The 9,866-nt window shown below is 71.7% G+C and carries 8 protein-coding genes; 2 read left to right on the top strand and 6 right to left on the bottom strand.

Translation table 11 applies throughout. The features are described 5' to 3' along the window. Positions 1-434 precede the first annotated feature (434 nt). A complete protein-coding gene (locus AB0J39_RS35310) occupies positions 435-1,277 on the bottom strand; it encodes a fused MFS/spermidine synthase (protein ID WP_363472787.1) in 843 nt (280 codons plus the stop codon). Positions 1,278-1,309: 32 nt separating this feature from the next. Here AB0J39_RS35310 and AB0J39_RS35305 point away from each other — a divergent pair, with 32 nt between their 5' ends. Then, complete coding sequence (locus tag AB0J39_RS35305; protein WP_363472785.1) at positions 1,310-2,965, top strand: penicillin-binding transpeptidase domain-containing protein; 1,656 nt, start codon at positions 1,310-1,312, stop codon at positions 2,963-2,965. Positions 2,966-2,969: 4 nt separating this feature from the next. On the opposite strand, the gene AB0J39_RS35300 is transcribed toward AB0J39_RS35305, so the two are convergent. Next, complete coding sequence (locus AB0J39_RS35300; RefSeq protein ID WP_169986619.1) at positions 2,970-3,416, bottom strand: Lrp/AsnC family transcriptional regulator; 447 nt, start codon at positions 3,414-3,416, stop codon at positions 2,970-2,972. Then, a complete protein-coding gene (locus AB0J39_RS35295; RefSeq protein ID WP_363472782.1) occupies positions 3,413-4,768 on the bottom strand; it encodes a transaminase in 1,356 nt (451 codons plus the stop codon). Before AB0J39_RS35295 ends, AB0J39_RS35300 begins: the two co-directional genes overlap by 4 nt. A gap of 325 nt (positions 4,769-5,093) precedes the next feature. On the opposite strand from AB0J39_RS35295, the gene lat reads away from it, so the two are divergent. Continuing rightward, positions 5,094-6,383 (top strand): L-lysine 6-transaminase, encoded by a 1,290-nt coding sequence (gene lat / locus AB0J39_RS35290; protein ID WP_363472779.1) that lies wholly within the window; start codon positions 5,094-5,096, stop codon positions 6,381-6,383. On the opposite strand, the gene AB0J39_RS35285 is transcribed toward lat, so the two are convergent. The 3 genes from AB0J39_RS35285 to AB0J39_RS35275 all read right to left on the bottom strand — a co-directional run. Beyond that, positions 6,372-6,599 (bottom strand): response regulator transcription factor, encoded by a 228-nt coding sequence (locus tag AB0J39_RS35285; protein ID WP_363472777.1) that lies wholly within the window; start codon positions 6,597-6,599, stop codon positions 6,372-6,374. The genes lat and AB0J39_RS35285 overlap by 12 nt on opposite strands. A gap of 99 nt (positions 6,600-6,698) precedes the next feature. Continuing rightward, positions 6,699-8,981 carry a penicillin acylase family protein gene (locus AB0J39_RS35280; RefSeq protein WP_363472774.1) on the bottom strand — a complete coding sequence of 761 codons (2,283 nt, stop codon included), beginning with the start codon at positions 8,979-8,981 and terminating at the stop codon, positions 6,699-6,701. A gap of 9 nt (positions 8,982-8,990) precedes the next feature. Next, a partial coding sequence (locus tag AB0J39_RS35275) for an FtsX-like permease family protein (RefSeq protein ID WP_363472771.1) occupies positions 8,991-9,866 on the bottom strand: 876 nt, incomplete at its 5' end.

The following is a 9,866-nucleotide window of genomic DNA, read 5'->3' as shown; positions in this document are numbered from 1 at the left end:
AGCACCGGCGGCCTGACCGACCTCAAGCTGCTGGGCCCGGCCTGCCAGTTCCACAACCGCGACCGCTACCAGCACCCCGACCGCTACACCCGCCGCAAGGCCGGCACGGACCGTTGGGCCTTCACCTACCACCCGGCCCGGACCAGACGGGTGCGCGGATGACGGCCACGAGGCGAGGGGGGCGGATGCCGTGACCACAGTTGCGCGGACAGGGCCTGCTGCAGGGCGAAGGTGGCGCGAATCGTGGTGATGCGGGTGGTCATCGTGCTGTCCGACCAGCCGCCCCGCGCGAGCACCCGATGCAGGAAACGCGTGCCGTAGCCGGCGTCGACGGCCGCCAGGTCCTCGGCGGGATCACCGATCGCGTGCCTGCCGCCCTCCGCCAGCGGCCCAGCAGCGCGCGATTCGCCAGGGTGATCTCCACGAGGCGTCGGCTACTCGAACAGGCCGGGCGGGGGGACGGGGGCGAGGACGGCGTCGCCGTCGCGGATGGGAGCGGCCCCCGCGACCAGCCGGGTGAGGTCCTCGTCCGCCACGCACCGGGCCTGCGTGAGGCCGCCGGCCGCCTTCCTGGTCAGTCCCTCGATCGGCAGGTCGCCGGGCGAGGCCGCCAGGATGACGTTGCCGAACCTGCGCCCGCGCAGGATGCCGGGTTCGGCAAGCAGCGCGACATGCGGGAAGACGCGGCTCACCGTGGAGGCGACCCGCTTGACGAAGGGCAGGCCCTTGCCGTCCGCCACGTTGATCAGCGCCGTGCCGGAGGGGCGCAGTACGCGCGCGATCTCCGCCATGTACTGGACGGTCGCCAGTTCGACCGGCATCGTCGCGCCCGAGAACGCGTCGAGCACGAACAGGTCGGCCGAGTCGTCCCCGAGGTCCGCCGTCGCCGCGCGGCCGTCCACGACCCGGACTTTCAGCCGGGGCACCGACTTGAGGCTGAGCTGGTCGCGCACGAGCTGGACCAGCGCGGCGTCCGGCTCCGCGACGATGTGCCGGGAACCGGGCCGCCGGGCGGAGACGTAGCGCGGGATCGTGCAGGCCCCGCCACCGATGTGGACGGCGTCGAGCGGGCCTTCGGGCAAACAGTCGATCACGCTCGCCATGAGCTGGGTGTAGGAGAAGTCCAGATAGGTGGGATCGGTCAGGTCCACGTACGACTGGGGGACGCCGTCCCTGATCAACATCCATCCGTCCGGCCGGTCGAGGTCACGCAGGAGCTCCACCTCGCCGAAGGTCACCGGGTAGCGGCCTGGCAACGGTTCTCTGCTCCTTGCCACCTATGACTCCTTTCGCGTGATATGAGAACCGTATGCGGAACAGGGCCCTGCTCGCCCTCGTCATGGTCGCCGCGGCCATCTTCGTCTTCGGCGTTGTCGGACTCATTGTGTCCGGCAGGCAGGGGACGGGCTCGGACTTCGTCGCCGCGCCGCGGGGGACACTCGCACCCGTCGGCCCGCAGACGCTCCAGCTCCGCCCCGAGTCATCTCCCGAGCCGTCCCCCGCGGGCTCACCGGAAGGCTCTCCGGACGAGACGGCCGCCGCCTATTTCCAGGCCTGGGTCAAGGGCGACTACGACGCCATGCGCGATCTGGTCGACGAGCCCCCCGGCGACTTCGCGGATCAGCACCGCGCGTTCGAGGACGCCGCTCTGTCCCGCTCGCTGCGGATCGCGGTCGGCGACATGGTCCGCACCGGGGACGAGACGGCCGAGATCCCGTTCACGCAGGAGCGGGACGAGCAGGACGCCGGCCCCTGGCGCTTCGACTCCAGCCTGCATCTCGCCGTACGGGACCTCACCTGGAAGGTGCTCTGGACGCCGGCCGTCCTGCATCCGGAGATCCAGCCGGGCGGCAGTCTGGTCAGGACCGCGCCGGAGGTGGGACCGCTGCAGCCGGTGACCAGGGGCGGGCGGGAGTTCCCGCGTAACTCGGGCGCCGAGGCGTACCTCCAGAACCTGGTGAACCAGGGAGTGGCGCCCGCGACGGGCGTGGCCGTGGGGTGGACGCTGGAGGTAGACAATCCGGGCCTGCCGACGAAGACCGTCCTGTCCTACAAGCCGGACAAGCGGCCGGCCGGCGTACGGACCACGATCGACTACGCGACGCAGGCCGCGGCGGCCCGGGCGCTCGACGGCGTGCAGCGCGGCGCCATCGTGGCCGTGCGGTCGTCGACGGGGGAGATCCTCGCGGTCGCCGACCGGCTGGGCGGCCGGGCGGCGTTCGAGCGCAAGTACGCCCCCGGCTCGACGTTCAAGACGATCACGGCGGCGGCGCTGCTCGGCAACGGCCTGTCTCCGGACAGCACGGTGGACTGCCCGGCGGCTTACCAGATCCCGATGCACCGGTCGATCCCCAACTACCGCAACGAGAGCCACGGGACGGTGACGCTGCGGCAGGCGTTCGCGCTGTCGTGCAACACCACGTTCGCCCGGCTGACGATCGAGCGGCTGAGCGGCGACACGCTGGTCGACCAGGCCAGGGCGTTCGGCTTCGGGGTGCCGGGGGAGAGCGCCGGCACGAGCACGTGCGGCAGCCTGCGGCGGCCGGAGAACCCGGACGCGCTCGCCGAGGACTCTTTCGGTCAGGGCACGGTCGAGGCGACCCCGCTGTGCATGGCGCTGGTCGCCGCCGCCGTGGAGAGCGGCGAGTGGCGGCCGGCCCGCCCGCTGGCGGACGACGCGTCGCAGGGGGAGTTGCCGCAGAGCGTGCCCCTGCCGTCGAACGTGGCGGAGGGACTGCGTTCGCTGATGGGCGCGGTCACGGTCGACGGGACCGCCGCCGGGTCGGAGCTGCCCCAAGGGGTCGCGGGCAAGACCGGCACCGCCGAGGACTGGGAGGGCGGGCAGGACCACGCCTGGTTCATCGGTTATCGAGGTGACCTCGCCTTCGCCGTGTTCGTCGAGCACGGCGGCACCGGCCGTGGCGCCGCCGTGCCCATCGCCGCGCGGTTCCTGAGGGCCCTGTGAACCCTCACACGCCGGGCCAGGCGAACCGGTGGGTGTGGATCCCGAAATAGGTGAACGCCTCGGCCCGGGTGACGCCCGGCACCCGCTTGACGTGGTCGTTCAGCACGGTGAGAAGCTCGGCCGGCTCCCGGCACACCACCTCGGCGAACAGGTCGAACGAGCCCGCCGTGAGCACCACGTAGATCACGCCGGACAGCTCGCTGATCCGGTCGGCGACCTCGTGCACGTCGCTGTCCACGCGGACGCCGATCAGCGCCATGACCGGCAGGCCCAGCGCCATCGGGTCGGTCACGCCGACGATCTGCACGACGCCCTCGTCGCGCAGCCGCTGCACACGTTGCCGTACGGCGGGCGCCGACAGGCCGGTGGCCTCGGCGAGCGCGGTGTAGGAGGCCCGGCCGTCCCGCTGCAGCTCGCGCAGCAGGACCCTGTCGACCTCGTCGAGAGTCATGAGACGAGGTCCGCCACGGCCGCGGCGAACACCTCGTGGTGGAGATCCACGTCGGCCTCGGTGGTGGCGGGCGACATCAGCGCCATGTTGTGGAACGGCGTGAGCAGCACGCCCCGGTTGGCCAGGTAGACGTGCAGGTAGTCGTCCAGGTCGGGGTCGCCGGCCGCGTTCGACTCGCCGCCGTTGCGGGGCGCGGGGCTGGTGAAGCGATACTCGGCGCGCGCACCGAGCCGGGTGACCGACCACGGCAGGCCGTGCGCGTCGATCACCTCCTGGACGCCCTTGGCGAAGCGGGTCGCCAGTTCGGTCATGGCGGCGAACGCGTCGTCGGTGAGCACGTGCTCCAGCGTCGCGCGCATCGCGGCGACCGACAGGGCGTTGCCGGCCAGCGTGCCGCCGACGCCGCCCATGTCGACCAGGTCGAGGCCTTCCATCGCCTCGATGCGCGCCGCGACCTCGGCGGACAGGCCGTATCCGCCGCTGGGGATGCCGCCGCCGATCGCCTTGCCGATCGTGACGATGTCGGGGTGCAGGTCCCAGGCCTTCGTGCAGCCGCCCGGGCCCGCCGAGAGGGTGTGCGTCTCGTCGTTGATCAGCAGGCTGCCGTATCGCCGGGTCAGCTCCCGCACGCCCTCCAGGTAACCCGGTTCGGGCAGCACGATCCCGATGTTGGTGAGGGCGGGCTCCATGAGGACCGCCGCGACGTCGCCGTAGGCCAGTTCGCGCTCCAGCGAGGGCAGGTCGTTGAACTCGACGACGCGCGAGGTGACGGTGGGGTCGACCGGCGCGCCGACGTTGCCTTCCCGCGAGACCTGCTCGCCGTCCGGGCCGACCACGATCAGCACCTCGTCGACGCTGCCGTGGTAGCAGTAGCTGTTCACGAGGATCTTGGGCCTGCCGGTGATCGCCCTGGCCAGCCGGATCGCCCACCGGTTGGCGTCCGTGGCCGTCAGCGAGAAGCTCCAGTAGGGCAGGCCGAACCGCCGGCCCAGCTCGGCGCCGACCCAGGCGGCGTCCTCGGTCGGCATCATGACCGTGGCACCGCCCAGCCGGCCGAACCGGTCGGCCACCGCCTCCACGGTGGCCCGGGGCGAGTGTCCCGCCATCGCGCCCGTGTCGCCGAGGCAGAGGTCGACGTACTCGTGGCCGTCCAGGTCGGTGACGCGGGCGCCGCGGGCCTCGGCCAGGTAGAGCGGGAAGCCCGCCGCCGTCTTGTTCATCCACGTCATCGGCACGCCGCCGAACAGGTGGCCTCTCGCCTGCTCGTACGCGGCGGCCGAGCGCGGGTTGCGCTCCCGGAACGCGCCGCGCTCGCGGTCGAGGAGCCGGGCCAGGCGAGTACGGTCGATCATCATCCCTGCCTCAGAAAAGATCGCTGAATCCGTTTCGGGTTACGGAATCTGAAGCAAAGGTACACAAATGGTTCCGAAACGTCATCCCATGGTCGTGAGCCGCGGCCTCGTCGCGGGCGCGCACCGTGGCCAGATCTGGTTGTGGGCCAGCCTTTCGGGAATCACGTTCACCCGCAGGCCGCCCGTAATGAGCTTCTCAAGACGCCGAACCTACCCTTGCGGACTGAAAGATGTCCTCCATAGGTGCTATCTGGACGAAAACTATTCACATAGATGGCCGTCTGTGAGGGAATCATCTCGTTTCCCAGTATGACGCGGAGGCGAAATGGACCCCACCGCCGTACACGACGCCCTCGCCCGGCACCTGCTCGTCGACGGTTACCGTCTGGTGCTCGACCTGGACAGAAGCGCGGGCTCCTGGCTGGTCGACGCCCGCGACGACCGGAGGTATCTGGACTTCTACACGTTCTTCGCGTCGTCGCCGCTCGGGGTGAACCCGTTCGCCGGCGACCCGGAGTTCGTGGCACTGCTCGGCCGGGTGGCGGCCAACAAGCCGGCCAACTCCGACATGTACACCGTCCACCTCGCCGAGTTCGTGGAGACGTTCCGGCGCGTGCTCGGCGACCCCGAACTGCCGCACCTGTTCTTCGTCGAAGGCGGGTCGGCGGCCGTGGAGAACGCGCTCAAGTGCGCCTTCGACTGGAAGAGCCGCTGGAATGAGGCCCACGGCCGCCACCCCGGCCTCGGCACCCGCGTCCTCCATCTCACCCGGGCCTTCCACGGCCGCGGCGGCTACACGCTCTCGCTCACCAACACCGACCCGGTCAAGACCGACAGGTTCCCCCGGTTCTGCTGGCCGCGCATCGACGTTCCCGCCATCCACCTCGGGAACGTCGAACGGGCCGAGAAGCGCGCGCTGGCGCAGGCCAGAGAGGCGTTCGAACGGTTCCGCCACGACATCGCCTGCTTCATCGCCGAGCCGATCCAGGGCGAGGGCGGCGACAACCACATGCGCCCCGAGTTCCTCCAGGCGATGCAGGCGCTCTGCCACGAGTACGAGGCTCTGTTCGTCGTGGACGAGGTGCAGACCGGCGTCGGCCTGACCGGCACCCCCTGGGCCTACCAGCAGCTGGGGCTGGCCCCCGACATCGTGGCCTTCGCGAAGAAGGTTCAGGTCGGCGGCATCATGGCGGGCCGCAGGGTGGACCTCGTGCCCGACAACGTGTTCCGGGTGAGCGGCAGGATCAACTCCACCTGGGGCGGCGGCCTGGTCGACATGGTCCGCTCCCGCCGCCTGCTGGAGATCATCGAACGGGACGGCCTGATCCCCAGGGCGGCCATCCTGGGCGAGAAGCTGCTGGGCGCCCTGCGGGGACTGGAGGCCGACGGCCTGGTCGCCAACGCCCGCGGACGCGGGCTCATGTGCGCCTTCGACGTCCCCGACCCCGGAGGGTTGGTCGCCCGGCTCAGGGAGGAGCACGCGATCCTGGTGCTGCGCTGCGGCGAACGGTCGGTGCGGCTGCGCCCCGCCCTGTCCGTCCAGCCCGACGAGCTCGAGTACGGGCTCGCCGGACTGCGCGCCGCTCTGCTCGGAGCCGGCCGGTCACTGTCCTGAGGAGGGCTCGGCCTCGCCGCGCCAGCGGCAGATCGCCGTGACCCGCGACTCCACCCCGAGCTTGGCGTAGATGCGGTTCACATGGTTCTTCACGGTCTTCTCGCTCAGGAACAGCCGCTGGGCGATCTCGCCATTGGAGTGACCGGTCGCGATCAGCTCCATGACCTCGCTCTCGCGCTTGCTCAGCCCCATTGCGGTGCGGTCGTCGATTCTCATCCGGCCTCCGTCGAAGACGTCAGAGATCGCCGAGGCCCCCGCACGGCGGTTGTGAGCGAGAGCATAACCCGCAATATCCACCTTTGGGGCAAAGAGTGCTTACTTGCCCGCGTCAACGCCTCCACGGACCGTGACGGTCGTGAGACGCGGATCGGCGGCGATCTCCTCGGCGGTGAAGCGCTCGGTGACCCAACCGCCGCGCGAGAACAGGGCCGTCTGGTCGGTGTGATGCGGCGAGGCGGGGTTGGCGGACAGGGAGTAGGTGAGGACGGTGCGCGTACGCGGCCCACCGGGGGTGAGTTCGACGGCCATCATGAAGCTGGAGCCGGTGTCCACCTCCGGGTAGCGTCCGTCCGCGCTCAGCGGTCCGCGCATGCGCACCCGGTCGAAGCAGCCCTCCCCTTCGGTGCAGCCGGGGATCGGGATGGAGGAGTAGCTCTGGGCCTGCCCGGGAGTGAGCGTCAGCGGGATCCCGTTGGTCCGGAAGAACAGCACGGCGTCGGCGAGGGCCTGCCGTACGGCCGGGTCGTTCTTGAGCCCGCGAGGGGTGGTCAGCGGACGCGCGGGGTCGAACGGCACCCGCCACGCGGCATGACCGAGCCGGGTGAAGATCTCTCGCCAGAGGATCGCGCCCTCGCCGTCCAGGGTGGCGCGCCCGTCCCACTTCCCCAGCGTCCGGCAGGCCTCGCGGACGTCCGCCCGGGAGTCGGTACGGCACATCTTCAGCAGGTCGTCGCGCATCAGCTCGAAGGTGAGGTTGCGCTTGCCGTGCACCGTGGCCTGCAGCGTCTCCAGCGTGAATCCGGGCGCGCCGAGCCCGTCGGTCCCGGACAGCCGCCGGGCGATCATGTCGAGGCCGACCCGGGGGCGCGGCTCCAGGTCCGTGCCCGTCTCGCCGTACGCCTTGGGATAACCGGTGAGCGGCTTCGCCGGGTTCGTCATCCAGTAGGTGTTGTTGGAGTTGGCCACGTAGTCGGCGCGGATCAGTTTCGGCTGGTTGCCGGGCCCGAAGATGCCCGGCACGACGGCGTCGCCGTCCCTGCCCCACAGGCACGCGGAGGTCGATCCGTCCAGCACGTACGCGTCCAGGCCCGGAACGGGCGAGGGCTTGGCGCAGCGCTTCGCCGAGGCGTCGCTGACGTGGGGGACGACCGAGGCGTCGGCGAAGTAGGCGGTCCCGCTCACGTCGGTGGCGAGGGTGTGGACGAACGGCATCCCCTGGTGGGTCCGCTGGGCCGCGCGCAGCTCGTCGACGCTCCCCGCCCTGGCCATCGCCAGCCATTCGTCGGCCGCCCGCAGGTTGGCGGCGTTCGCGTCGGCCAGCGCGTAGGCGGCCTCGTCGGTGCGCCCGACCGCGAGCACCGGGCCGTAGCGCGAGGTGAGGAGCGTGTGGGCGGAGACGGCGCCGTCCGGCAGGGTGACCTCCACCTCCTGCTCGCCCATCGGCTCCGCCCGGCCGTCCACCATGTAGCTGTGGCCGTCCGCGAGTGCCAGCCGGTAGACGGTGAAGCGCTGGGCGTGGGAGACGGTGTGGGTCCAGGCGACCCTGGCGTTGTGGCCGATCTGGACGACCGGCGTGCCGTACAGGCTGCCGCCGGAGACGTCGAGCACGCCGGGGATGGTGAGCTGGACCTGGTAGAAGCGGCGGATGCCCTGCCAGGGGAAGTGCGGGTCGGCCAGCACCATCCCGCCGCCCCCGCGGGTGGCCTGACGGCCCAGGGCCCAGGCGTTGCTGCCCGCCGCCGGCTTGGGCTGCGGCGGCCTGTCCCCCGGAGGTCCCTCGTCCTCGGGTCCGGCGATCCCGGTGATGGCCTCCTTGAGGGCGGTGCTGGAGACCATCCGGGTGAAGTCGAGGAGGTTGTGCCACATGTCGGTGGCGGTGATCGGGCCGACCCAGGCCTTGCCCCGGCAGGTGGGGTCGGGCAGGTTCGCCACGCCGGTGTCCGCGAGGTAGCGGTTGTATCCGGCGACGTAGCCGTCGACCAGGCGGCGCAGCTCGTCGCTCGGGCCGACCGGTGCGGGCCGGGCCAGCAGCCGCCGCACGACGCCGGAGTCGGCGACGCTCTTGTAGTAGACGTCGCTGGCGAGGTTGACGACCGGCTTGACCGGGTCGTCGGACTCCGCCTTCGGGCCGAAGTAGCGGGACCGTTCGCCGCGCAGTGTCACCACCCAGGAGGCGAGCGTGCAGAGGTTGTCCTGGGCGAAGGCGTAGCCGTACCCGAATCCGAGGCCGCCGTAGTCGCCGGCGGTGATGTGCGGGATGCCGTATTCGGTGCGCCGGATCGTGGCCGTGTAACTCCCGCCGGCCGCCTCCGCCGCGGGTACGGCCGCGCCGGCGGGGGCGAGTAACGCCAGCGCGATCACGAGTGGTCTGAGCTTCATCGAGGGCTCCTATTCGAAACGCGCGCTGTCGGGCGCGGTCATGCGCCGCAGCAGCGGCAGCGTCGTGAGGATCAGCAGGAGGGAGGCGGCCAGGCCGCCGCCGAGGGAGGCGAAGTAGACGGGTCCCGGCATCGCGGAGGCCGCGCTCTTCATCGCGAGGGCGTCGAGGAGCGGCTCGGCCACGCCGAAACCGGCGGCGGCCGCGAGGGCGGCGGCCAGCACGAGCGGCAGCGCCGACTCCAGCAGCACCACCGCGGCCAGGGTGCGCGTGGGCGTGCCCGCCAGCCGCAGCAGCGTGAACGGCCGCCTGCGCTCCACCAGGCCGCCGCCGGCCGCCACAACCAGGCCGCAGGCGCCGGCCACCAGGGTGAGCCCGATCACGGCCAGTGCGATGTTCTCCGCCCGGACGTACAGGTCCGCCCTGACCCGGGCGACCTCGGCGAAGGTCATCGGCGCTTCGACGGTGTAACCGGCCAGCAGGGTGCGCAGCCGTTCCAGTGCCGCCGGATCGCGCGTACTGATCACGACGGCCGCCAGGTCGAGCCCGTCGACGGAGGAGACGGGCGGGCTGGCCGGGCCCGCCAGCGGAAGGAGCCTGTCGACGGTGAGGGGGTTGTCGGCGCCGATGATGCGGGCGAAGTTGCCCGCCACGGCGCGAGCGCCCCTGCCGTCGACGTCCCCGGGGCAGCGGCCGAGCACGGGGAAGAGGGCCAGCCCGGCGCACTCGACGACGTACGGCGCGGGTGGCGGGCCGTCGGGCCGCGGGGGGACCTTCTCCATGTCCCCCCGGGCGTATATCGGCAGCACCTCCACGCCCGGGTGGGCGCGCAGCCGGGCGAGCAGCTCCGCGCCCGCCGCCGGGCGGGCGCGGGGGACCGCCTCCGC

It is taken from the genome of Microbispora sp. NPDC049633 (assembly GCF_040675265.1).
Taxonomy (GTDB): domain Bacteria; phylum Actinomycetota; class Actinomycetes; order Streptosporangiales; family Streptosporangiaceae; genus Microbispora; species Microbispora maris.
This window is presented reverse-complemented; position numbering and strand designations above follow the sequence as displayed.

Coding starts and splice junctions, on each gene's coding strand:
- AB0J39_RS35305 (WP_363472785.1), top strand. CDS start 1,310: ATGCGGAACAGGGCCCTGCTCGCCCTCGTCATGGTCGCCGCGGCCATC.
- AB0J39_RS35300 (WP_169986619.1), bottom strand. CDS start 3,416: ATGACTCTCGACGAGGTCGACAGGGTCCTGCTGCGCGAGCTGCAGCGG.
- AB0J39_RS35295 (WP_363472782.1), bottom strand. CDS start 4,768: ATGATCGACCGTACTCGCCTGGCCCGGCTCCTCGACCGCGAGCGCGGC.
- lat (WP_363472779.1), top strand. CDS start 5,094: ATGGACCCCACCGCCGTACACGACGCCCTCGCCCGGCACCTGCTCGTC.
- AB0J39_RS35285 (WP_363472777.1), bottom strand. CDS start 6,599: ATGAGAATCGACGACCGCACCGCAATGGGGCTGAGCAAGCGCGAGAGC.
- AB0J39_RS35280 (WP_363472774.1), bottom strand. CDS start 8,981: ATGAAGCTCAGACCACTCGTGATCGCGCTGGCGTTACTCGCCCCCGCC.